General features: G+C 70.4%; 24 protein-coding genes and 1 tRNA gene. 10 read left to right on the forward strand and 15 right to left on the reverse strand.

Annotated features, from left to right (window positions below; all coding sequences use genetic code 11):
- Window positions 1-79: 79 nt before the first annotated feature.
- From ACZ5CR_RS38540 to ACZ5CR_RS38585, 10 genes are all read right to left on the reverse strand, one after another.
- Entirely contained in the window at window positions 80-571 is a 492-nt protein-coding gene (locus tag ACZ5CR_RS38540) for a cupin domain-containing protein (protein ID WP_468866546.1), read from the reverse strand.
- 52 nt (window positions 572-623) lie between these two features.
- Window positions 624-743: transfer RNA gene (locus ACZ5CR_RS38545), tRNA-OTHER, on the reverse strand.
- Window positions 744-845: 102 nt separating this feature from the next.
- Entirely contained in the window at window positions 846-1,490 is a 645-nt protein-coding gene (locus ACZ5CR_RS38550) for a class I SAM-dependent DNA methyltransferase (RefSeq protein WP_468866548.1), read from the reverse strand.
- A gap of 67 nt (window positions 1,491-1,557) precedes the next feature.
- Window positions 1,558-2,007 carry a response regulator gene (locus ACZ5CR_RS38555; RefSeq protein ID WP_468866551.1) on the reverse strand — a complete coding sequence of 150 codons (450 nt, stop codon included), beginning with the start codon at window positions 2,005-2,007 and terminating at the stop codon, window positions 1,558-1,560.
- Window positions 2,004-3,605, reverse strand: coding sequence for a sensor histidine kinase (locus ACZ5CR_RS38560; protein WP_468866708.1), 1,602 nt, complete (start codon window positions 3,603-3,605; stop codon window positions 2,004-2,006). The genes ACZ5CR_RS38555 and ACZ5CR_RS38560 overlap by 4 nt, the downstream gene beginning before the upstream one ends.
- A gap of 70 nt (window positions 3,606-3,675) precedes the next feature.
- Complete coding sequence (locus tag ACZ5CR_RS38565) at window positions 3,676-5,046, reverse strand: PP2C family protein-serine/threonine phosphatase (RefSeq protein ID WP_468866553.1); 1,371 nt, start codon at window positions 5,044-5,046, stop codon at window positions 3,676-3,678.
- A gap of 316 nt (window positions 5,047-5,362) precedes the next feature.
- A complete protein-coding gene (locus tag ACZ5CR_RS38570; protein ID WP_468866555.1) occupies window positions 5,363-5,932 on the reverse strand; it encodes a DinB family protein in 570 nt (189 codons plus the stop codon).
- 60 nt (window positions 5,933-5,992) lie between these two features.
- Window positions 5,993-6,388, reverse strand: a complete 396-nt coding sequence (locus tag ACZ5CR_RS38575) for a VOC family protein (protein WP_468866557.1) — start codon at window positions 6,386-6,388, stop codon at window positions 5,993-5,995.
- Window positions 6,385-6,678, reverse strand: a complete 294-nt coding sequence (locus tag ACZ5CR_RS38580; protein ID WP_468866559.1) for an ArsR/SmtB family transcription factor — start codon at window positions 6,676-6,678, stop codon at window positions 6,385-6,387. Before ACZ5CR_RS38580 ends, ACZ5CR_RS38575 begins: the two co-directional genes overlap by 4 nt.
- Window positions 6,679-6,779: 101 nt before the next feature.
- Window positions 6,780-7,589 carry an IclR family transcriptional regulator gene (locus ACZ5CR_RS38585; protein ID WP_468866561.1) on the reverse strand — a complete coding sequence of 270 codons (810 nt, stop codon included), beginning with the start codon at window positions 7,587-7,589 and terminating at the stop codon, window positions 6,780-6,782.
- 224 nt (window positions 7,590-7,813) lie between these two features.
- Here ACZ5CR_RS38585 and ACZ5CR_RS38590 point away from each other — a divergent pair, with 224 nt between their 5' ends.
- The 6 genes from ACZ5CR_RS38590 to ACZ5CR_RS38615 all read left to right on the forward strand — a co-directional run bounded on the left by ACZ5CR_RS38590 (window position 7,814) and on the right by ACZ5CR_RS38615 (window position 14,469).
- Window positions 7,814-8,731, forward strand: a complete 918-nt coding sequence (locus ACZ5CR_RS38590) for a 5-dehydro-4-deoxyglucarate dehydratase (RefSeq protein WP_468866710.1) — start codon at window positions 7,814-7,816, stop codon at window positions 8,729-8,731.
- A 92-nt stretch (window positions 8,732-8,823) separates the two neighbouring features.
- The gene (locus ACZ5CR_RS38595) at window positions 8,824-10,161 is read left to right on the forward strand and encodes a gluconate:H+ symporter (RefSeq protein ID WP_468866563.1); all 1,338 of its coding nucleotides are present in this window, start codon (window positions 8,824-8,826) and stop codon (window positions 10,159-10,161) included.
- A 59-nt stretch (window positions 10,162-10,220) separates the two neighbouring features.
- A complete protein-coding gene (locus tag ACZ5CR_RS38600; RefSeq protein WP_468866566.1) occupies window positions 10,221-11,552 on the forward strand; it encodes an enolase C-terminal domain-like protein in 1,332 nt (443 codons plus the stop codon).
- A 296-nt stretch (window positions 11,553-11,848) separates the two neighbouring features.
- Window positions 11,849-12,682 carry an aldo/keto reductase gene (locus ACZ5CR_RS38605; protein ID WP_468866568.1) on the forward strand — a complete coding sequence of 278 codons (834 nt, stop codon included), beginning with the start codon at window positions 11,849-11,851 and terminating at the stop codon, window positions 12,680-12,682.
- 165 nt (window positions 12,683-12,847) lie between these two features.
- Window positions 12,848-13,036, forward strand: a complete 189-nt coding sequence (locus ACZ5CR_RS38610) for a DUF6479 family protein (RefSeq protein WP_468866571.1) — start codon at window positions 12,848-12,850, stop codon at window positions 13,034-13,036.
- Window positions 13,037-13,056: 20 nt separating this feature from the next.
- On the forward strand, window positions 13,057-14,469 hold the full coding sequence (locus tag ACZ5CR_RS38615; RefSeq protein WP_468866573.1) for an NADP-dependent succinic semialdehyde dehydrogenase: 1,413 nt from the start codon (window positions 13,057-13,059) through the stop codon (window positions 14,467-14,469).
- A gap of 76 nt (window positions 14,470-14,545) precedes the next feature.
- On the opposite strand, the gene ACZ5CR_RS38620 is transcribed toward ACZ5CR_RS38615, so the two are convergent.
- The 3 genes from ACZ5CR_RS38620 to ACZ5CR_RS38630 form a co-directional block, all read right to left on the reverse strand.
- Entirely contained in the window at window positions 14,546-14,968 is a 423-nt protein-coding gene (locus tag ACZ5CR_RS38620; RefSeq protein ID WP_468866575.1) for a hypothetical protein, read from the reverse strand.
- A gap of 75 nt (window positions 14,969-15,043) precedes the next feature.
- Window positions 15,044-16,009 carry an LLM class F420-dependent oxidoreductase gene (locus ACZ5CR_RS38625; RefSeq protein ID WP_468866577.1) on the reverse strand — a complete coding sequence of 322 codons (966 nt, stop codon included), beginning with the start codon at window positions 16,007-16,009 and terminating at the stop codon, window positions 15,044-15,046.
- 80 nt (window positions 16,010-16,089) lie between these two features.
- Window positions 16,090-17,016 carry a glycoside hydrolase family 16 protein gene (locus ACZ5CR_RS38630; protein ID WP_468866580.1) on the reverse strand — a complete coding sequence of 309 codons (927 nt, stop codon included), beginning with the start codon at window positions 17,014-17,016 and terminating at the stop codon, window positions 16,090-16,092.
- A gap of 231 nt (window positions 17,017-17,247) precedes the next feature.
- On the opposite strand from ACZ5CR_RS38630, the gene ACZ5CR_RS38635 reads away from it, so the two are divergent.
- The 4 genes from ACZ5CR_RS38635 (at window position 17,248) to ACZ5CR_RS38650 (ending at window position 21,839) form a co-directional block, all read left to right on the forward strand.
- Entirely contained in the window at window positions 17,248-18,063 is an 816-nt protein-coding gene (locus ACZ5CR_RS38635; RefSeq protein WP_468866582.1) for an SAM-dependent methyltransferase, read from the forward strand.
- Between the two features lie 126 nt (window positions 18,064-18,189).
- Entirely contained in the window at window positions 18,190-18,723 is a 534-nt protein-coding gene (locus tag ACZ5CR_RS38640) for a (2Fe-2S)-binding protein (RefSeq protein WP_468866584.1), read from the forward strand.
- On the forward strand, window positions 18,720-19,715 hold the full coding sequence (locus ACZ5CR_RS38645) for an FAD binding domain-containing protein (RefSeq protein ID WP_468866586.1): 996 nt from the start codon (window positions 18,720-18,722) through the stop codon (window positions 19,713-19,715). Before ACZ5CR_RS38640 ends, ACZ5CR_RS38645 begins: the two co-directional genes overlap by 4 nt.
- Before the next feature lie 27 nt (window positions 19,716-19,742).
- Entirely contained in the window at window positions 19,743-21,839 is a 2,097-nt protein-coding gene (locus tag ACZ5CR_RS38650) for a xanthine dehydrogenase family protein molybdopterin-binding subunit (RefSeq protein WP_468866588.1), read from the forward strand.
- A 24-nt stretch (window positions 21,840-21,863) separates the two neighbouring features.
- On the opposite strand, the gene ACZ5CR_RS38655 is transcribed toward ACZ5CR_RS38650, so the two are convergent.
- Window positions 21,864-22,886, reverse strand: a complete 1,023-nt coding sequence (locus ACZ5CR_RS38655; protein ID WP_468866590.1) for a PHP domain-containing protein — start codon at window positions 22,884-22,886, stop codon at window positions 21,864-21,866.
- 103 nt (window positions 22,887-22,989) lie between these two features.
- A complete protein-coding gene (locus tag ACZ5CR_RS38660) occupies window positions 22,990-23,169 on the reverse strand; it encodes a hypothetical protein (RefSeq protein ID WP_468866593.1) in 180 nt (59 codons plus the stop codon).
- Between the last annotated feature and the right edge of the window lie 229 nt (window positions 23,170-23,398).

The raw sequence follows: 23,398 nt of genomic DNA on the forward strand, positions 1-23,398 counted from the left end.
ACCGTTGGAGGAGGACCGTGGATGGACGGGCGGGGAGCCGCGTGCCACCGGTCGGCTTGCCGCCTTCCGCGTGGGCCCTTCAGTCGGCCAACGGTGTTCCGCAGCGGGCGCAGTAGAGGGCATCGCGTTCGGCGGCGAGACGGCCGCACTCGGGACAGACCCGGCCGAGCAGACACACCGGCTCTCCCGCGTCGAAGCCACCGGCGGTATCCGTACCGGTACCACGGGCCGGGCGGCGGCGGTGGGCCGTCGTGTAGACGAGCCCCTCCTCCCCAGCGTCCACGCGGCGGGTGGCCCCCGCGGGAAGCCAGGCGAGGGAACCGGGCGTGAGCTGCCAGTTCGCGTCCTGGGTGCGGAGTTCACCGGTGCCGGTCAGCACGGTGAGCAGGACGCCGAAGTCGTCCTCCGCGTGCTCGCCGGTGCTCGCACCCGGAGCCAGCCGGACGGCGTCGGCGTCGAGATCCCGCGTACGGCCGCCGAGCGACCACAGGACGCTGATCTGCCCCCGCCCGACGGCCGTGGTCTGTTCGGGCCCGACGAACACCGGAGCGGCGGGGGCGGGGGTGCTCATGCGGGCTCCAGTCAGCGGAGGCGGGCGACGGGCTCAGACTCTGGGTCGGCTGCGGCGCCGACGGGATTCGAACCCGCGGACAGGGAAGGACAAGGCCCGCCCGGCTCCCGTCAGTCGGCGTGAGAGGGGCTTCCCCCACGCCGATCGCAATGGACCGCTCTGCCACGGCGCCGCAACCTGCGGGACCGCGCGATCCCGCTCCGGTGAGAATAGGTTCAGCGCCCGGCGCGGGCGAGTTCATTATCGCCGCGCGATCGCCACGCGTCCGCCCGGGTCACTCCCCCGCGCGCATCAGCAGACGTCCCTGACGGAACTGCCGCTCGCCCTCTTCCGGCTCGCACAGCATCCGGCTGACCTCGGCGAACCCGGCGTCGCGGGCCATTCCCGCGAGGGCGTCGATCGGCCACCGGTACGCGGTCGCCACCTTGTGGTCGAACGGCGTGACCGGCTCCTCCTCCGACTCGAAGAAGGCGAACAGGAGGTGACCGCCGGGTGCGAGTACCCGGCGGAACTCGGTGAAGTACGCAGGCAGGTCCCGGGGTGGCGTGTGGATGATCGAGTACCACGACACGATGCCGTTCACCCCACCGTCGACCAGGTCCAGGGCGTCCATGGAACCGACATCGAACCTCAGGTCCGGGAAGTTCCCACGGGCGAGATCGATCATCACCGGCGACAGGTCGACACCGGAGACGTCCAGGCCCAGATCCCGCAGGTGCGCCGTCACCTGCCCAGGGCCGCATCCCAACTCGGCCACGGGTCCGGCGCCGTTGGTCAGCACGAGCTCGGCGAACGCGGCGAGCAGCGCACGATCCAGCGGACGGGCGTCGAGAGCGTCACGGAACAATTCGTCATAGAGGACGGCGACGGCATCGTAGGCATCCGCCGTCGTGCTCAGGTAGGAGGGAGTCTCAGTCACGAGCGAGAAATCTAGTCCCGCACTCACCGCCGTGGCTACGTGGATTCCGAGGACGTGGCGTGGCCCCTCAGCCTCTGCGGCGTGGCAGGCGTACCACCTGGACGAAGAAGTCGTCGATCTGGCGTACCGCGGCGATGAACTGGTCGAGGTCGACCGGCTTGGTGACGTAGGCGTTCGCGTGCAGTTTGTAGCTGCGCAGGATGTCCTCCTCCGCCGCCGACGTGGTGAGTACCACCACCGGGATGTCCTTCAGGTCCGGGTCCGACTTGATCTTCTCCAGGACCTGGCGCCCGTCGTACTTGGGGAGGTTGAGGTCGAGCAGGATGAGGTCGGGACGCGGTACTCCGACGTACTCACCGCGCTGATAGACGAAGTCGAGCGCTTCCTCGCCGTCCCGGGCCACGTGCAGCTTGTTGCGGATCTTGTTGTCCTCGAAAGCCTCGCGCGTCATCAGCTCGTCGCCCGGGTCGTCCTCCACGAGAAGCACATCGATCGGCGTGGCAGAAGGGGTGGTCATGTCAGGGCCTTCTCCTCGGTGCGGGGTGCGGTGTCCTCCGCGGTGTCGGCGGCGGTGTTGGCGTCGGTGCCGGTGTCGGCGGCGGTGTTGGCGTCGGTGCCGGTGTCGGTGCCGTACGGCAGGGTGAAGCAGATACGCGTTCCTCCGGCATAGCCGCTGTCCACCCAGATGTGGCCGCCGTGATGTTCGACGATCTTCTTGCACAGTGCAAGGCCGATGCCGGTGCCCCCGTAGGCGTCGCGGCCGTGCAGCCGCTGGAAGATCACGAAGACCTTCTCCGCGAACTCCTCGGGGATACCGATGCCGTTGTCGGTGACGCGGAGATTCCAGGCACCGGAGCTCTCGTCCGCCTCGCAGGTGATCCGGATCCGCGGGGTGCGCTCGGGGTGGTGGAACTTGACGGCGTTGCCGACGAGGTTCTGCCAGAGCATCGTCAGGAGCGTCGGGTCGCCGATGACCTCGGGCAGCTTCCCGGGGCGTTCGACGAGCGCGCCGGTGTCCTGGACGGAGGCGTCCAGGTTGGCCAGCGCTCTGCTGAGGGACTGGTCGAGGTCGACGGGCACCCGGGCGTCGTTGAGGCGCCCGACACGGGAGAAGGTGAGCAGGTCGTTGATGAGGACCTGCATGCGCTTGGCGCCGTCGACCGCGAAGTCGATGTACTGCTTGGCCCGGTCGTCGAGCGCGTCCGCGTACCGCTTCTCGAGGAGCTGGCAGAAAGAGGCGACCTTGCGCAGCGGCTCCTGCAGATCGTGGGAGGCGACGTAGGCGAACTGCTCCAGTTCGGCGTTGGAGCGGCGGAGTTCCACGGCCTGGGAGTCCAGTTCGGCCGCCTGCTGGGTCAGCGCGTCCCGCTGGCGGCGTGAGGCTTCCAGTTCCTCCACGATCTGCTGCCGCATATCCTCCACGTCCGCTGCCACCGCCCTGAGGTCCGCGGGACCGTCGACCGTGATGACGTGGTCGAAATCGCCGCGCGCCACCTGCCGCGATGAGACGCGCAGAGCCTCCAGGGGACGGGCCACCAGTGTGTGCACCAGGAACGCCAGGGCGGCCCCGGCAAGGACGAAGACCGCCACCATGGCACCGAGGATCGCGGTCCGCACCGAGCGGGTGCTGTCCAACTCGTCCTTGCCGACCTCGACGGCCCGGGCCAGGTCGGCGTTCTGCGCGGACCACACCGTGCGGATCCGGTCGAAGACCTCCTTGCCGCGCCCTGCGTTCTCCTCGGCGACCGAGCTTGGTGCACCGGGCGTGACCTCGGACACCAGCGGTTCGGCGTACGCGCGCCGCCAGTCCGCCGCCTCCCGCTGGACCGCGTCGAGGTCCGCCATCAGCCGGGGCCTGTCTTCGATGAGGTCGCGCAGCCGAGCGGCAGCGCGGGCCTCGTCCCGTTTGCCCTGGGTGTAGGGATCCAGGAACTGGCGGTCGGCGGTGATGGCGTAGCCCCGGACGCCGGTCTCCTGGTTCACCAGAGCGGTCTGCAGTCGGTACGCCTGCGTTCGGGCCGGCTGGAGGCGATCGACCAACTGGTCGGTCACGTCCGCGGTCTGCCCCAGTAGGCGGGCGCCGACCACGGTGCCGGCCACCACCAGGAGCACCATCAGTGCCAGCACCAGCTGGAACCAGCCCCGCACCGTCAGACGACGGCCGATCCATGCCCTGCTCGTCGTCTCAGCCACGGCGTTGCTCCCCGATGCCGTTCTTGTGGCGGCCCCCGGCCACAGTTTCCGTCCGCCCGTCTGCGTCTCTGTCCCCGTCGTTCCCGTCGTTCCCGTTGTTCCCGTTGTTCCCGTCGTTCCCGTCGTTCCCGCCGTTCCCGCCGTTCCCGTTGTTCCCGTCTTCGGCGCCACGCCAGCGCAGGTGAACCACGGCCACGTCGTCGGCCAGACCGCCCTGTGCTTCGGCGAGGTCCTCGGCCCGCTGGATCAGCGTGTCGACAAAAGCCTCGGGTGCCAGCGCGGTCAACTCCCTTGCCAGGCCGAGTAGTCCCGCTTCACCCAACCGCTCGCGGCCATGGCCGACATGCCCTTCGAAGAGACCATCGGTGAACAGCACCAGGGCCGAGCCGGCCGGAAGAGGAAATTCCTCGACCGGCCAGAGCAGAACGCCCGGCGCGACGCCCAGGGCAGGACCGCCGGCCACCTCCACCCACTCGACGCCGCCCTCGACGGTGCGCAGCAGCATCCCGGGGTGGCCGGCGCGCGTCACCCGCACGTGCTGTGCCCCCGCCGGGACGGAGAGACTCGTCAGCGTGGCGAAGACGTACGGCTTCACCCGCTCCGCCAGCATGATCTCCTCGAGCCGAACCACTTGTTCGGGGCCGGTGATGCCGCTGAGCACCAGCGTGCGCCAGGCGATGCGCAGTGCCACGCCGAGGGCCGCCTCGTCGGGCCCGTGGCCGGAGACGTCCCCTATGAGCGCGTGCACGGTGCCGTCCGCGCTCTGCACGATGTCGTAGAAGTCGCCGCCAAGGAGGGCTCGGGCGCGGCCGGGCCGGTAGCGGGCCACGACGTCGACGCCCGCGCTCCTCAGCAGTGGCCTGGGCAGCAGTCCCCGCTCCAGCCTGGCGTTCTCCTGTGCCTGCATCTGGCTGGCCTGCAGGGCGACGGCCGCCTGCTCGGCCTGTTTGCGCTGGATCGCGTAGCGCACGGCCCGGCCGAACAGCTCCGGTTCGACACGGCCCTTGACGAGGTAGTCCTGGGCCCCAGCGGCCACGGCGGCGAGGCCGGTCTCCTCCTCCGCGAGGCCCGTGAGCACGACGACGGCGACCTGTTCGGCATGGGACTGGATCACGGAGACGGCTTCCAGCCCCCGGGCATCCGGCAGATGCAGGTCGAGCAGCACGCAGTCCGGCATCTCGAAGGCCAGCGCCTCACGCGCCTGGGCCATGGAACGCACCCACTGCAGTCGCATCTTCAAAGCACTGTCCGCGACGAGCTCCTCGACCAGGAGGGCATCGCCGGGATCGTCCTCGACCAGAAGCACCGACGGCTGCGGCACCTGCCGGTCCGCTACGGTGTCGCTCTCGGCGGCTGAACGCATGCCTGAAGTCCACGGCTGTGACGCCACCGCCAGCTCCCGTCTTCCCCACCCGGTAAGTCCGCCTGGCTGTGCGGCCGTTGCCGACGTCAACCATCGCGGTCACCGGATCTTCGCACAATGCACACACCGGTCGGTAGCGAACCCGCAAGCCGGGAGTCACCGAACGGCGGACGTGGTGCGGGGTCTCCCTCGCAGGCATGTGCCGCGACCGCGAGGATCACGGGGAGGGCGTGTCCGGCGGGGCGATACACCGGCCGTCGTCACTGACCCGCCGTCACCGGCCCATCCGCCCGTCCGTCACTGGCCCACCTGTCCATCACTGGCCCACCCTGCCGTCGATGCACTCGCGCAACAGGTCGGCCTGCCCGCAGTGACGGGCGTACTCCTCGATCCTGTGCACCATCAGCTCCCGGACGGCGAACCCGTCCTTCCCCAGGCGCTCGCCCAGATCCGGATGCCGGGCCAGCGCGGCGTCCGTCGCGGCCTGTTCGCGCGCCAGATCGGCGTATGCGGCATCGACCTGGGCCTGCTCTGCGACAGCTCCGTCGAAGTCCGCGTCGCGCTTGCCGTACAGCTTCGGCAGCGGGTCTCCGTCGCTGATCCAGTTGCGCCAGTCCCGTTCCACCTCGGCCAGGTGTCGGAGCAGGCCGAGCAGCGACATCGTCGACGGCGGAACCGAACGCCGGGCCAGCTGCTCGGCGTCCAGGCCGTCGCACTTCATCCGCAGAGTCATGCGGTAGTTCGTCAGGAAGTCTTCCAGCGTGGCCAGCTCCCCGTCCGGACTGACTCCGTCGCTGTTGCGGGGGTCGTCGTCCGGGTCGGCCCACATGTCGGGGTAGGTGGTTGCCCGGCTCCACCGTTCAGGTTCGTCGCTCATGCGCGCCATGGTCGCCCGCGAGGAGCGGGGGCGCTACTGACTTTCGCGGTCGGCCGCCGCGCGGGGCGCTTACTTGCCGTGCTGCTCGATCTGGATCAGGTTGCCGCAGGTGTCGTCGAGGACGGCGGTGGTGACCGGGCCCATCTCCAGCGGCTCCTGGGTGAAGAACACCCCGAGCTCACGCAGCCGCTCGAACTCCGCCACGACGTCCTCCACGGCGAAGGCGGTGGCCGGGATGCCGTCCTCGACCAGCGCCGTCTTGTACGGCCGCACAGCGGGGTGGCCGGAGGGCTCGAGGAGCAGTTCGGTCCCGTCGGGGTCTTCCGGCGAGACAACGGTCAGCCACCGGTCCCCTTCCTCGCTGACCACGACGTCGTGCTTCTTCACGAAGCCGAGGACATCGGTGTAGAAGCGCGCGGCCTTTTCCTGGTCATCGACGAAGACGCTGGTCAGATGGATCCTCATGGGGTGTTCTCCGGTGCATCGGGCTTGAGCCATCGGGTCACAATGACCTCAAGAGGTTCGGTGTTCAGGTCGTGGAACTTGTAGCGGCCTTGGCGACGCGAATGGACCAGGCCCGCGGATTCCAGTACGGCCAAGTGCTGGCTGATCGCCTGACGGGACAGCCCCAGGCCGTGCTTGTTCGTCAGCCGGGCGCATATCTCGAACAGGGTCTGACCGTCCCGTTCCACCAGCTCATCGAGGATGTGCCGACGGGTGGGATCGGCGAGCGCCTTGAAAACATCCTCCGCCATGACCCTCACCATAGGCAAGTCGCGACTTGCCTATCAAGTGGGAGCGGCATGTCGTGCGCAGTGCCGCACCGCACCGCACCGCGCCGCGCCGCGCCGCGCCGTCAGCGCCAGTCGGGAGCGCCCGCGACGGGCGAAAGGAGACTCTCGATCTTTCCCTGGATCTCCCGCATGACGGACACGATGCGCCCCTGATGTACGTCGGTGAGCCGGGCCACGGGTACCGAGCAGCTGATGGCGTCGACGGCCGGCGCGTCGTACCGCAGGGCGAACCCGAAGCCGGCGATGCCGCTCACCGTCTCCTCGCAGTCGATGGCGTAGCCGCGCTCACGCACCCGCCCGAGGTCGGCCAGCAGGGCGGCCCTGCCGGTGTGCGTGCTCTGCGTGAAGGCAGTCAATGGACCTTCAGGGAGCTGGAGTTCGCCATCCGGACGCTCGGCGAGCAGCGCCTTCCCCAGGGCTCCGGCGTGTGCGGGGACGCGGCGGCCGACCCGGCTGATGGTGCGCAGATACTCGTGGGACTCGCGGGTCGCGAGATACACGACGTGCGGGCCGTCGAGCCGCGCCAGGTGGATCGTCTCCCCCAAGGCGCCCGAGGCCTCGTCCAGGTACGGACGGATGACGCGCACCCGCTCATCGCTGTCGAGATAACTCGTGCCGGTGAGCAGCGTGCGGATACCGATGCCGTAGAGCGATCCGGTGGTGTCGGTGCGCACCCAGCCGCAGTCGATCAGGGTCCGCAGCAGCTGGTACATGCTGCTGCGCGGTACGTCCAACTCCTCGGCGAGCTCGTCCAGGCGGGCCGGCCGTTCGGCACGTTCGGCGAGCAGTTCAAGGAGCGCGACGGTGCGCAGCGCCGACTTCACCCCGCGAACGCCTGGGCCGGACCCGCGGTCCGTTCTGCTGTCCGCCATCCGCCCATCGTAGATCCGCGGCGCCTGGCCATTGACCCCGATCGTTCATGACTCTAGCCTCCATTCTCATACGTGGACGCCATCTGCATATAGAGATGAGTTTCGTGAACCAGCACAGCACGAACAAGCCCAGCGCGAAGGCCAGTACGAAGACCGGTACGAAGACCGGTACGAAGGCCAGCACGAGGCCCAGTACGCAGCCCCAGGATGTTGTCGCCCAGCGACTGCGGGAAGGCATGGCGCACGGCGTTCTCTCCTTCCCGCTCACGAGCATGGGGAGCGACGGCAGCCTGGACCTGGAGTCCTACCGCTCCTATCTGACCGCCCAGTTGGCCACCCGGCCCGGCGCCGTGTTCCCCGCATGCGGAACCGGCGAGTTCTTCTCGCTCGACGAAGAGGAGTACCGCGCGGTCATCCGGGTCACGGTCGAGGTCGCCGACGGCCGTCTACCGGTGGTCGCGGGCACCGGATACGGCTGGGCCCAGTCGCTGCGGTTCGCCCGGATCGCCGAGGAGGAGGGCGCGGACGCCCTGTTGGTCATGCCCCACTACCTGGTCGAGGCGTCGCAGGACGGCCTGGTGGAACAGCTGCGCCGCATCTCCACAGGCACCCGGCTGCCCCTCATCGCCTACCAGCGCGGGCAGGTCACCTTCAACGCCGGGGCCGTGCGCAGGATCGCACAGATACCCGGCGTCATCGGCCTCAAGGACGGGCACAGCGACCTCGATCGGTTGCAGCGCCTCACCCTCGCCGCCCCCGACGACTTCCTCTTCTTCAACGGCGCCGCCACGGCGGAGATCCAGGCCCGCGCCTACGCCACCGTCGGCGTCCCGGCCTACTCATCAGCCGTCCACGCCTTCGCCCCCGAGATCGCCGATGCCTTCTTCACCGCGATGCGGGAGCGGGACGACACGGCGATGGACCGGCTGCTGCGGGAGTTCTACGTCCCGCTCGTCGAGCTGCGCGACCGGGCACCGGGGTACGCCGTCTCGCTGGTCAAGGCCGCCGCACGGCTGCGCGGTCTCCCCGTCGGCCCGGTGCGCGCGCCCCTCACCGACCCGAGTCCGGACGACCTCGCCGACCTGGAGAAGGTCCTCGACGCGGGTCTTGATCTGGTCTCGGCGGCACGGCACAGGGCCTGATCCGCCTCACCGCCCGTCCTGCCCGCCACGTTCGTACGGCCCGACACCGCCGTCTGCAGGCGACTTGATCCACAGTTCAAAGGGGAACTGAAATGCCGCTCGTCGTAGTCGGGGTCAGCGTCTTGATCCTGCTGTTCCTCATGACCCGGTTGAAACTGAACGGCTTCGCCGCCCTCCTGGTCGTGGCGGTCGGCGTCGCGCTGGTGCAGGGGATCCCGGTGGCCACGATCCCGGACGTCCTCTCGGAGGGCATCGGCGGCCAGATCGGCGACACGATGCTGGTCATCGGGCTCGGCGCGATGGTCGGCCGCGTCATGGGGGACTCCGGTGCCGCACAACGCATCGCCAACAAGATGCTCGACGCGTTCGGACCGCGGTGGGTCCAAGTGGCCATGGTGGTCACGTCCATGCTCATCGGCGTGACCATGTTCTACGAGGTCGCCTTCATCATCATCGTGCCCATCGCGTTCACCCTCGTACGCGTCACGGGGGCGAAGCTGCTGTGGATCGGGCTTCCGATGTCCATCACGCTCTCCACGATGCACAGCTTCCTGCCGCCGCATCCCGGCCCCACCGCCGTGGCCGCGACGTTCCACGCGTCCGTGGGCCTGACGCTGGTCTACGGCCTGTTCATCGCGATACCCGCCGGTGCGCTGATCGCCCTGGTGTGGCCGCGGCTGCCGTTCATCAAGGCGATGAACCCCTCCATTCCCAAGGGCCTGGTCAGCGAGCGCGAGTTCACCGACGAGGAGATGCCCGACCTGGGCTGGGCCCTGACCGTGGCACTCTTCCCCGTCGTACTGATCGCCGGTGCCTCGGTGACCGAGATGGCCGCCTCCGGCGAGAGCCCGTTCCTCCACTTCATCACCTTCATCGGCTCGGCACCGATCGCGCTGCTCCTCACTCTCCTCCTTGCCATCTGGGCGTTCGGGCCGCGCATCGGCCGCAGCCTGGCCGACGTCAGTGCTTCCTGTTCGTCGGCGGCGGGGGCAATGGCCATGATCCTGCTCGTGATCGGAGCGGGTGGCGCCTTCAAGAACGTCCTGGTCGAAGGGGGCATCTCCGACCACATCAAGGACACCACTCACGGCTGGTCCATCTCACCGCTCATCCTCGCGTGGCTCATCGCGGTGATCCTGCGCATAGCCCTCGGCTCCGCCACGGTCGCGGTCGTCACCGCCTCCGGCGTGGTGCTGCCGCTCCTGGCGGGCAGCGGCGTCCACCCCGAGATGCTCGTGCTCGCCGTCTCCTGCGGTTCGATCGCCTTCTCGCACGTCAACGATCCCGGATTCTGGCTGTTCAAGGAGTACTTCAACCTCTCGGTCATCGAAGCGATCAAGGTCCGCACCACCTACACGACGGTGCTCGCGGTCCTCGGCCTCGGCGGCGTCCTCGCGGTGGAGTGGGCCCTGGACGTCCTCAGCCTCTGAACCACCGCCCGGCCACCACCCCGCCCTCCCCGCGCCCCCTATCTGAGGAATCTTTGATCATGAACAGGCAGCCGACCGTCACCGCGTTCAACGTCTACCCGGTCGCAGGACGGGACTGCATGGAGCTGAACCTCTCCGGCGCACACGGCCCCTACTTCACCCGCAACATCGTGGTCCTGAAGGACTCCGAAGGCCGCACGGGCCTGGGTGAAGTGCCGGGCGGCGAGAAGATCACCCAGACCCTGCGTGACGCCGAGTCCCTCGTCGTCGGCGCCCGCGTCGGTGACTACAAGCGCGTCCTGCGCGAGATCGGCGGCCGTTTCGCCGACCGTGACGCCGGCGGGCGGGGCGCGCAGACCTTCGACCTGCGCACCGCGGTCCACGCCGTCACCGCCGTCGAGTCCGCGCTGCTCGACCTCCTGGGCCGGCACCTGGAGGTCCCCGTCGCGGCGCTGCTCGGCGACGGACAACAGCGCGACTCGGTCCGCGTCCTCGGCTACCTCTTCTACGTCGGCGACCCCGACCGCACCGATCTGGAGTACGTCCGCGAGCCCGAATCCCCCGTCGACTGGCACCGCATACGGCACGAGCAGGCCTTGTCCCCCGACGCGATCGTCCGGCAGGCCGAAGCCGCCTACGACCGCTATGGATTCCGGGACTTCAAGCTCAAGGGCGGGGTCCTGGAGGGCGCCGAAGAGGTCGCTGCCGTACGCGCGCTGAAGGACCGCTTCCCCCAGGCCCGGATCACCCTCGACCCCAACGGCGCATGGTCCCTGCGTGAGGCGATCGAGCTGTGCACGCCCCTGACCGGCACGCTCGCCTACGCCGAGGACCCCTGCGGTGCCGAGGACGGCTACTCGGGCCGCGAGGTCCTTGCCGAGTTCCGCCGGGCCACGGGACTGCCGACCGCCACCAACATGGTCGCCACCGACTGGCGGCAACTGACCCACGCCCTGGCCCTGCAGTCGGTCTCCATCCCGCTGGCGGATCCGCACTTCTGGACCATGCAGGGCTCCGTGCGCGTGGCTCAGCTGTGCAACGCGATGGGGCTCACCTGGGGATGCCACTCCAACAACCACTTCGACATCTCCTTGGCCATGGTCACCCACTGCGGGGCCGCGGCCCCGGGCGACTACAACGCCCTGGACACCCACTGGATCTGGCAGGAGGGCCTGGAGCGCCTCACCACCGCCCCGCCCCGCATCGTCGACGGGGAGATCGCCGTGCCCGACGCCACCGGCCTGGGCATCGAGCTCGACATGGACCGTCTGCTCGCGGCCCACGACCTCTACCAGCGAAAGGCGCTGGGCGCGCGCGACGACGCCACCGGCATGCGCTACCTCATCCCCGACTGGCAGTTCGACAACAAGCGGCCCTGCCTGGTGCGGTGAGACGAATTCCGTCGATTCGGTCGGTCCGCCAGTTGCGACGGTTCCGACGGTTCCGTCGACTGCCAGGCCTAGGTGTATTGCCCTGAGAGGTTGGGGACGCGCTCGAGTCGAGGGCAGGGGACTCGACTTCGTCGTTCTCGGTCAGTGCGGTGAGCACCGGACCTGGTCGCGGGCAGCCGCACGTCAGGGCTTCGCAGCCCGGCGCACCGCACCATCCCGCGTACTGGTGGTGATCACGTGTGATGTCCTTGGCGTGACGGCGTACGAGCCTGACGGCATACGAGAAGGGATACGCGATGGCAGCGGCGAAGACAGTGACGTTCCCCTCCGGAGTGAGCGTGCCCGCCCTGGGCCAGGGCACCTGGCGCATGGGCGACGATCCTTCGCGCCGCGCCGAGGAGCTCGCCTCCCTGCGCAGGGGCCTGGACCTCGGCATGACACTGATCGACACGGCGGAGATGTACGGGAGCGGCGCATCGGAGGAGCTGGTCGGTGAGGCGATCCGCGGGCACCGCGACGACGTGTTCCTGGTGAGCAAGGTGTTGCCGTCGAACGCCGACGCCCGCGGCACCGTCGACGCCTGCCATGCGAGCCTGCGCCGTCTGGGCACCGACCGGATCGACCTGTATCTGCTGCACTGGCGGGGCGGTGTGCCGCTCGCCGAGACCGTCGAGGCGCTGGAAGGTCTGGTGAGCCGCGGCAGCGTCGGCGCCTGGGGCGTGAGCAATCTCGATGTCGACGACCTGGCGGATCTGCCCCAAGGCGTCCGCCCGCAGACGGATCAGGTGCTCTACAACCTCACCCGCCGCGGCCCCGAGTACGACCTGTTCCCCTGGTGCCGCGAGCGCTCGGTGCCCCTGATGGCCTACTCCCCGCTGGAACAGGGGCGGCTGCTCGGCCATGAGGCCCTGGAGTCCGTGGCGTCGGCGCACGGCTGCACCCCCCTTCAGGTGGCGCTCGCCTGGGTGCTGCGTCATGACGACGTCATCGCCATTCCCAAGGCCTCCACGGCGGCGCACGTGGAGCAGAACCACGCCGCCCTCGACGTCGACCTCACCGCCGATGACCTCAAGGCGCTGGATGCCGCGTTCCCCGCGCCGGTCCGCAAGGAGCCTCTGGAGATCCTCTGAAGGACTCCGTCCGGGGGATCCGACCAGTCGCGGAAGTGTGCGCTCCGTATCTCCGGGCACTCGTCAGGTCCCCGCACATGCTTCCCCGAGCATGTCGCTCTAGGGTGAATCCCGGGGCCAGCAACGCCCGGAGCCACAGGCTTCGGGCCCTACAGGAGGCAATACATGCTCCTCGCCGCAAGCGGTACCTCGTCGCTGATGCTGATCATCGGCGTGGTGATCGTCGCCGTACTGCTCGCCCTCTTCTACTTCGGGCGGCGACAGGCCGCCCGCCGCCCCGACCCGCCACAGGAGCCCCAGCCCCGCGCGGATTCCTGGGAAGAGCCCCACGAGGATCCTCCCAAGTCGCGCTAGGCGTTCCAAGGAGGAACGGCATGCCCATCGCCACGGTCGATCCCGCCACCGGCGAGACGCTCAAGACCTTCGAGTCGCTCGGTGACAAGGAGGTCGAGCGCCGCCTGGCGGTCGCCCACACCACGTTCGGGCAGTACCGCACCAGCGCTTTCGCCGAGCGGGCCCGGCTCATGAACCAGGCCGCCGACCTCCTTGAGGAGGACAACGCGGCCATTGCCCGGACCATGACCACGGAGATGGGCAAGCCCATCAAGGCGGCCAAGGCCGAGGCGGCCAAGTGCGTCAAGGCCATGCGCTGGTATGCCGGGCGTGCCGAGGAACTGCTTGCGGACGAGCACCCCGCGCAGGCCGACGTGGAGGATTCCGGGGCGACCCGGGCGATCGTCCGCTACCGCCCGCTGGGCGTCGTGCTCGCCGTGATGCCGTGGAACTTCCCGCTCTGGCAAGTCGTACGGTTCGCGGCCCCCGCCCTCATGGCGGGCAACGTCGGTCTGCTCAAGCACGCGTCGAACGTGCCCCAGACCGCCCTCTACCTGGAGGATCTCTTCCGCCGCGCCGGGTTCCCCGATGGCTGCTTTCAGACGCTCCTGATCGGCTCGGGCGCCGTCGAGGGCATCCTGCGCGACGAGCGGGTGGTCGCGGCGACCCTCACCGGCAGCGAACCCGCGGGCCGCTCGGTGGCGTCCACCGCCGGCGACGAGATCAAGAAGACCGTCCTGGAGCTGGGCGGCAGCGACCCTTACCTCGTGCTTCCGAGTGCCGACATCGAGCGTGCCGCCTCGACCGCGGTGACCGCCCGGGTGCAGAACAACGGTCAGTCCTGCATCGCCGCCAAGCGCTTCATCGTGCACACCGACGTCTATGACGCCTTCCGTGACCGGTTCGTCGCGGGCATGAGGGAGCTGACCGTCGGCGACCCGGCGAGCGAGGACACCGACGTCGGCCCGCTCTCCACCGAGCAGGGGCGCAGCGATCTGGAGGAACTCGTCGACGACGCGCTCGCCCACGGCGCCACCGCGCTGTGCGGCGGGCAGCGCCCCAAGGAGCAGGAGCGGGGCTGGTACTACTCCCCCACCGTCCTGGCCGACGTGACCCCGCAGATGCGCATCCACAAGGAGGAGGCGTTCGGCCCGGTGGCCACGATGTATCGCGTGGCGGACCTGGACGAGGCCGTCACCCTGGCCAACGACTCGCCGTTCGGACTCAGCTCGAACGTGTGGACGCGCGACGACGCGGACATCGAACGCTGTGTACGGGACCTCCAGGCGGGCGGCGTCTTCTTCAACGGCATGACCGCGTCCCACCCCGGCCTGCCCTTCGGCGGCGTCAAGCGCTCGGGCTACGGGCGGGAGCTGGCCGGACACGGCATCCGCGAGTTCTGCAACGCCACGACGGTCTGGTACGGCCCGTCCGACCCGGACTCCAAGGGCTGACACCGGGCACCAAGGGCTGACGGCTGAAGGGCCGCCTCTCGGCGGCCCTTCAGCGGCCCGGTCAGTGCCCCGGGGGTCAGTGCCCCGGGAGCGGCGGCTCCCCGTGCTCCGCGCCCGTCAGGCGCAACTGCACCTGCACCTCCTGGTCGCCGGATGCGGTGCCGGTGTCCGAGACGACGAACGCCGATTCGAGCGTGGCACGCAGCCGGTCCACCGCCACCGGGCTGCCTTGCAGATCGGCGGTGACCGACCCCGCGAGGAGCACGCCACGGACGGGACCCGGGCTGCCGGAGGCGAGGAAGCCGCCGGTCCAGACGGCGGGGCGGGGCTGCTCCGTGCGGTGCGGCGCGTCCTCGCCGCGGTCGGAGGCGAAGTGGGTCCGCAGCACGCCGAATACGGCGTCCGCGTCGGCCGCCGAGCACTCGCCGAGGACCACTTGCACCAGGTCGGGCGAGTCGGACTGCGCGATGGGGGCGGCCGGGTCGGGTGTGTCGTTCACGCTGTTCTCCAGTGGGGTCGCGGGTACCTGACGTGTGATCACGGGTACCCGATGTGCGGGCGGGTATCTACGGGCTCAGAGGTCGCGCAGGGCGGGCAGCAGTTTCTTCTCGGCCCAGTCGATGAAGGGGCGCTGGTGGTCGCCGCCCACCTGGACGAGGGCGACTTCCGTGAAGCCCGCCTCGGCATAGGGGCGTACGGCCTCGACGAACGCGCCGACGTCGTCACCGCACGGGATCTGGTCCGCGACGTCCTGTTCGGTGACGAACTGCGTGGCGCCCGCGAAACCGGAAGGTCCGGGCAGCTCGGAGTTGACGGGCCAGCCGCCGGCGAACCAGCGGAACTGGTCGTGCGCGCGGGCGACGGCCGCGTCCTTGTCGGTGTCGTAGCAGACGGGCAGCTGGCCGACGCGCGGCTTGCCGCTGCCGCCGTGCCGGTCGAAGGATTCGATCAGTCCGGCCTTGGGTTCGGTCGCGATGACCAGGTCGGCAAGACGTCCGGCCAGCTCGCAGGACCGACCGCCAGAGACCGCCACTCCAATGGGGGGCAGCTCGTCGGGCAGGTCCCAGAGGCGGGCGTTCGCCACGTCGAAGTGGGTGCCCTGATGGTTGACGTTGTCGCCGGTGAACAGCGCGCGGATGACGCCGATCGCTTCCTCGAGCATCTCCAGGCGGACCTGCGGGGATGGCCATCCCGCGCCGACCACGTGCTCGTTGAGGCTCTCGCCCGAGCCGAGACCGAGCCTGAAGCGCCCCTCGGAGAGCAACTGCATCGTCGCGGCCTTCTGCGCCACCACGGCGGGGTGGTAACGCACCGTCGGGCAGGTCACGTACGTCATGAGCGGGATCCGCGAGGTCGCCTGCGCCGCCGCACCGAGCACGCTCCACGCGTAGGGCGCGTGCCCCTGCGATTCGAGCCAGGGGAAGTAGTGGTCGGACGTGACGGAGAAGTCGAACCCGGCCCGCTCCGCCGCGACCAGATCGTCGACAAGGGCACGGGGACCCGCCTGCTCGGTCATCATCGTGTAGCCGATTTGCACCATATTTTTACGGTTTGCCGAACTGCTCCGGCTGAAACATCACCAACGCGGCTGCACGAGGCGGCTGCCCACGCCTCACGGGACTACTCGGGTCCCCTTCGGCTCTCTTTCCAGTCGTACGCGTACGCGGCGACCCAGGTGATCTCCAGCTGCGCACTGCTGCCGGGCGCCGCTCCCGGGCCTTCGAGGGCACTCTCGTTCTGCAGGATCCAGGACAGCGGCTGGTCCGGCACGCTCCGGGTGTCCTGTCCCGTCTCCCGTCCGTCCACGAAGAAGCGCACGCGTCCGGGGGTCCATTCGGTCGACACCGTGTGCCATTCGGTCCACTCGTCGGCGCCGCGGAACGTGCCTTGTTCACCGCCGCCGCACGGATGGTGGAAGGCGGTGAGGGATCCGGCCCAGTTGCCCTCGGGGTGGTCCATCTCGCAACCGCCGCCGTAGTGCAGCCAGGCCGACTTGTATCCGGGGGCCGGCGCGGTCACCTTGATACGGGCGCTGTACTTGCCGTACTTCATCTGCATGACGGCACGCGGTACGACCGCAGCGGCGTGGACAGGACCGCCGTCGTCGGGCCGCCACATCCGGATACGCATCCGGCCGTCGCCATTCTCCGCAGGGCCGACGCTCACCGTGTCCTCCGGGTGGTAGACGCCCACGACGTCACGGCCGCGATCGTTGGCCGTGTCGCGCCAACCGGTGGGGTAGGCCCACCAGTTGTCGCGGTAGGAGCCTTTGAGTCCCCCGCAGTACGCGGCGGACGTGTCGGTGTGGTGGTCGCAGTCGCTGAACGCGCCCAGCGGCACTTCGTCGCCGGTGAAATCCTCGGCGACGACCTGCCAGAACGGCCCGCAGTCGCCGCGCGGCAGCTCAGTGCCCACACCGCCGCAGGCGTCGCCCGACTGCGGCGCTCCCCCGGCGCTCGGGATGGACAGCAGGGCGGCGAGCAGTGTGGTGCCGAGCGCCGCGAACACGACCGGTCTGCGCCGTCTCGCCGCCGCGTGTGTTCCCATCGCGTTTCCCTTCCTCCCGGCCGCACACGCTCCACAGGAGCCGTCGGACACCTCACGCGAAGGGGGCATCCTCGCGGAGCGCGCGCCGTCCCGCCATACCGTCGTCCCCGGCGCCGCCGAGCATCGACGATTCGACCCGCCGAGCAGTGAACTGGTGTACGCGTCCGCACTGTTGAGACGTAGGTTGTGCGTTGAACGGTTCACGCCTCGGTGGAAAGACGGGCCCCAACCATGACCGACCCCATGACGACGCCCGGTTCCGCGGCGCATCAGGAGATCGACACATCGGTGCCGCACTCGGCCCGGATCTGGAACCACTGGTTGGGCGGGAAGGACAACTACCCCGTCGACGAGCAGGCCGGCGACGCCTACAGCGCCGTCTTCCCCGGCATCGTCACGGTCGCCCGCAGCAGCCGCGCCTTCCTGCGCCGCAACATCACCCATCTGGTCACCGAGGCGGGCATCGGGCAGTTCCTGGACATCGGCACCGGCCTGCCGACCGTGGACAACACCCACGAGGTCGCCCAGCGGCTCGATCCCCGGACCAGGATCGTGTACGTCGACCATGACCCGATGGTCCTCGCGCACGCCCGCGCCCTGCTCACCTCCACCTCCGAGGGAGCGACCGCGTACGTCGACGCCGATCTGTCCGACCCCGACCGCATCCTGGCGGCCGCGGCCGAGACGCTCGACCTCACGCGCCCCACCGCCCTGATCCTGAGCAACATCCTGGGCCACGTCGCCGATTACGACCGGGCGCGCGCCATCGTCACCCGACTGATGGAAGGCCTGCCCTCCGGCAGCCACCTCTCCATCAACGACGGTTCGCGGGGCACCGACGCCGCCTACGAACAGGCCCAGGACGCCTACAACGCAACAGGCGCCGTGCCGTACTTCCTGCGCCCCGTCGACCAGATCACCGCGTTCTTCGACGGCCTTGAGCTCCTGGCGCCCGGCGTCGTCTCGGTCCCCTTCTGGCGCCCGGACACCGACTCCCCCGCCCCTGAGCCCATCGGCGAGCACGGCGGCCTCGCCCGCAAGCCCTGACGCCCTCGCCCCGGGGTGAGCCGATGCACCGCCCGCACGCGCCCGGCGTGCCGGAACGTGTGTCCTGGCTCAGGCTGGTTACGCGGTGACACCGCAGACCACGCGTCGACGAGGGAGCAGAGCGCCATGGGAACCGATGTGTTCCGCTCGGAAGTGGCCCTGACGGTGAACGGCACACCGTGCCGCCCCACCGTCGACCACCGTTCGACACTTCTCGACGTCCTGCGCGAACAGCTGGGTCTCACCGGCGCCAAGAAGGGCTGTGATCACGGCCAGTGCGGTGCCTGCACCGTTCTGGTCGACGGGCGCCGCGCGAACAGCTGTCTGCTGCTCGCCGTCGCCCACGAGGGGTGCGAGATCACATCCGTCGAAGGGCTGCACGCCGCCGACGGCGAGGACCTGCACCCCGTGCAGCGGGCCTTCCTGGAGCGCGACGCCTTCCAGTGCGGCTACTGCACCCCGGGCCAGATCTGTTCGACCGTCGGCGCCGTGGCGGAGGCCGCGGCGGGCAACGCGTCGCATGTGACGGCTCCGGACGCCGCCACCGGCGACCCCGTGGAGCTGACCAGGGACGAGATCCGTGAGCGGCTCAGCGGCAACCTGTGCCGCTGCGGCGCGTACCCCCACATCGTCGAGGCCGTCGAGGACGTGACCCGGTGAAGCCCTTCCGGTATGTGCGCGCCTACAGCGTCGAAGAGGCGACCGCGGCCCACGCGGGCCGCCCGAGCTCCCGCTATCTGGGCGGCGGCACCAATCTCGTCGACCTGATGAAGCTGGGCGTGGAACGCCCCGGGAGACTGATCGACGTCAGCAGGCTGCCGCTGGACGCGGTGGAGGAACTGCCCGACGGGTCCGTGCGGGCCGGAGCGACGGTACGCAACAGCGACCTCGCCGCCCATCCGCTGGTGCGCGACCGCTACCCCGTTCTCGCCCAGGCCCTGCTCGCGGGGGCGTCGGGGCAGCTGCGCAATGTGGCCACGACCGGCGGCAACCTGCTCCAGCGCACCCGCTGCCCCTACTTCCAGGATCTGGCCAAGCCGTGCAACAAGCGTGAGCCCGGCAGCGGGTGCGGCGCACGCGACGGGGTCCACCGCGACCACGCGATCCTGGGCCACTCACGGCTCTGCATCGCCACGCACCCCTCCGACATGGCGGTCGCGCTCGCCGCGCTCGACGCCCAGGTGGAGCTGCACGGTGTGCGGGGCCGCCGCACCCTGCCCGTGGCCGAGTTCCACCGGCTGCCCGGCGACCGCCCGGACCTGGACACCGAGATCGCACCCGGGGAGCTCATCACCGGTGTGCTGCTCCCGCCCGCGACCGCGAGGCTGCCCTCCGCCTACCGCAAGGCCCGCGACCGCGCCTCGTACGCCTTCGCGCTGGCCTCGGTGGCCGTGGTCCTGGACGTCGAGGACTCCGTCGTACGCCAGGTGCGCATCGCGTTCGGCGGCCTGGCCCACCGGCCCTGGCGCGCCCGGGAAGCCGAGCGGGCCCTGCTCGGCGAGCCTCCGAGCGACGAGGCGTTCCTGCGCGCCGTGGACGCCGAGCTCTGCGCGGCCGAGCCGCTGCGGGACAACGCGTTCAAGGTGCGCCTGGCCCGCAATCTCGCGTGTGACGTACTGCGGCGCCTCGCCGACTCGTCCCCCGCCTCCTGAAACTCAGCCCCCTCCAGGGAGAACCCCATGCCGGACACCGTCAGCGCCCTCGGAGCTCCCGCCGAGCGCAGGGAGGGCCCGCAGAAGGTGACCGGGACCGCCCGCTACTCCGCCGAGCACACCCCCGAGGGGTGCGCCTACGCCTGGCCGGTCCCCGCCACGGTGGCGCGCGGCACGGTCACGGCCGTCGACGCCACCGAGGCCCTGGAGCTGCCGGGCGTCGTCGAAGTCCTCACCCATCTGAACGCGCCGCGCCTGGCCGAGCCGGACGACGCGACGCTGGCCGTGCTGCAGGACGCGCGTGTTCCGCACCGGGGCTGGTACGTCGCGCTCGTCGTCGCCGACACACTGGAGGCGGCACGCGAAGGCGCCGCGGCCGTGAAGGTCGGTTACGCCGAGGAAGCGCACGACGTCACCCTGAAGGCCGATCACCCCGACGCCTATGTACCTGAGGACGAGGACGGGACATCGGGCGAGCACGTGCGCGGTGACGCGGAGGGCGCGTACGCCTCCGCGCCCGCCTGCGTCGATGTCGCCTACCGGGTGCCACCGCTGCACAACCACCCCATGGAGCCGCACGCGGCCACCGCCCACTGGCAGGACGGGCACCTGACCGTGCACGACAGCAGCCAGGGCGCCACCACGGTCCGCAACGTCCTGGCCGGCCTCTTCGAGCTGCCCAGGGAACAGGTCACGGTCATCTCGGAGCACGTCGGCGGCGGCTTCGGCTCCAAGGGCACGCCACGGCCGCACGTCGTGCTCGCCGCACTGGCCGCCCGCGTGACCGAAAGGCCCGTCAAACTCGTCCTGCCGCGCCGCCAGCTGGCGGCCGTGGTGGGCCACCGGGCACCGACGCTGCACCGGGTGCGCCTCGGGGCAAAGGAGGACGGCACGCTGACCTCCGTGATCCATGAGGTGGCCGCGCACACCTCGCGCGTCAAGGAGTTCGTCGAGACGGCCGCCGCCGCCACGCGCATCATGTATCCCTCGCCGCACGCCCGCACCACCCACCGCGTGGTCCCGCTCGATGTGCCGAGTCCCTCCTGGATGCGGGCACCCGGCGAGGCGCCCGGCATGTACGCCCTGGAGTCGGCGATGGACGAACTCGCCGTGACCCTCGGCATCGACCCCGTGGAGCTGCGGCTGCGCAACGACACCGGCACCGAGCCCGACAGCTCCAAGCCCTTCAGCAGCCGCCACCTCGCCGAGTGCCTGCGCGAGGGCGCCCGTCGCTTCGGCTGGTCCGAGCGCGACCCACGCCCGCGCTCGCGCTCCGAGGGGCCCGTCCTGATCGGCAGCGGGGTCGCCTCCGCGACGTACCCGGTGGTCGTCGCGCCGTGCCGGGCTGCCGCCCACGCCTACCCGGACGGCAGCTTCGTGGTCCGCGTCAACGCCACCGACATCGGCCAGGGCGCCCGCACCGTGCTGTCCCAGGTCGCAGCCGACGTGCTGGGCGTCCCGCTGGACTCCGTGCGCACCGACATCGGCAACAGCGACCTTCCGAACGCCCCGCTGGCGGGCGGCTCCTCAGGGACGGCCTCATGGGGCTGGGCCGTCCACGAGGCCTGTACGCGACTGGCCGCGCGCCTGGCGGGACAGCAAGGCCAGCAGCTGCCTCCGGAGGGCGTCGGTGCCACGGCGGACACGGCGGGCGAGGCCGACGCTGACAGTGCCTACTCCCGCCACTCCTTCGGCGCGCACTTCGCCGAGGTCGGCGTCGACACGGTGTCCGGCGAGGTCCGGGTACGCCGACTGCTCGGCGTCTACGCGGCGGGGCGCATCCTCAACTCCCGCACGGCACGCTCGCAGTTCATCGGCGCGATGACGATGGGCCTGGGCATGGCGCTGACCGAGGGCAGCACGATGGACCCGGCCTTCGGTGATTTCACGGAGGCCGATCTCGCCGCCTATCACGTACCGGCGCACGCGGACGTACCCGCGATCGAGGCGCACTGGATCGACGAGGACGACCCCCACCTCAATCCCATGGGCAGCAAGGGCATCGGCGAGATCGGCATCGTCGGGACAGCCGCGGCCATCGGCAACGCGGTGCACCACGCGACCGGACGGCGGCTGCGCGAACTGCCGCTCACTCCGGACCGGGTCCTGACGCGCGCGCTCTGATCCCGAGTCGCGCCTCGAACGCCCTCAGGCTGCGGCCCGGCTCTCCCCCGTCCAGGCAAGGAGCTTCTCCGCCGTCCAGGTCGTCACCACGCGCTCGGCGGGCACCCCGCACTCCTCGGCCCGCGCGCATCCGAACACCTGCCAGTCGAGCTGCCCCGGCGCGTGCGCGTCGGTGTCCACGGAGAACAGCACTCCGGCGTCCACGGCCCGGCGCAGCAGCCGACGCGGCGGGTCGAGCCGCTCGGGCCGGCTGTTGATCTCCACCGCCGTGCCCGCGTCCGCGCACGCCGCGAACACCGCGTCCGCGTCGAACCGCGACTCCGGCCTGCCGCGCCCGGTGACCAGTCGGCCGGTGCAGTGCCCGAGGATGTCGGCCCGAGGGTCGCTGACGGCGGCGACCATGCGCCGCGTCATCGCGGCGGCGTCCATGCGCAGCTTGGAGTGCACGGAGACGACCACCACGTCGAGCTGATCGAGCAGCTCGGGCTCCTGGTCGAGCGATCCGTCGTCGAGGATGTCGCACTCGATGCCCGTGAGCAGCCGGAAGGGCGCCCAGCGTGCGTTGAGGTCGGCCACCACCGCCAGCTGCTCGCGCAGCCGCTCGGGCGACAGGCCATGGGCGATGGTCAGCCGTGGCGAGTGGTCGGTGAGCACGGCCCACTCATGGCCGAGGTCTCGGGCCGCCCGGCCCATCTCCTCGATCGGGCTGCCGCCGTCGGACCAGTCGGAGTGCAGGTGGCAGTCGCCGCGCAGCAGCGCCCGCAGCCCGGTGCCACCCTCGACGAGCGGGGCGTCGGCCTCAGCCTCAAGACGCTCCAGATACTCCGGAACGTCGCCTGCCAGCGCCTCGCGGACCACCGCGGCGGTCTTGGGGCCGATCCCTTTCAGCGACTCCAGGGAGCCGTCGGTGACGCGCCGCGCCGTCTCGCCGTCGGCAAGCGAGCCGATCACCGCGGCAGCGGTGCGAAAGGCGCGCACACGGTAGGTCGGTGCGCGGCCGCGCTCCAGCAGAAAGGCGATCCGTTCCAGCGCCCGGACGGGATCCATCGGCACCTCCGGCCGTCGGTACCGCGACGGCGTACGTGTGCTTCCAGCGTCGCCCATCGAGGGCCGCGGGGCACGCGAGGGAACCGGAGGCCCTCCTGGGCGCCTACGCGGACTCGGCGGCCGGAGCGTCCGGGACGACCGAGATCGGCCCCCTGAAGTCGAGCACGGCCTCGGCTCTCTGCTGGGTCTCCTCGGCGGCCTGGCGGGCTGTCGCGAGGACGTCGCCGTGCTCCTGGACGAGGGTGTCGTAGATCGGCGCCTGAGCGGCGTCATTGGCTGGCATGACCAGCGGCTCCTTGTTCGGGTGACGGTATTGGTCAGTTCGGCCGCATGCGGCCGGTCCGCGACCTTACGCTGCGCTTGCGCGGCTCTGCGGACCGGGGTCAACCGCTGAGACGGCCGATCCGACGCACCGGGGAGAGCTCGTGTGTGCCGGAATTCCGGGGGTGTACGCGAAATCCGCGGCCCCGTACGGCCGAGCCCGGGCGAGATCCGGGACCCGGTGTGAGACT

It is taken from the genome of Streptomyces sp. NPDC031274 (assembly GCF_055570235.1).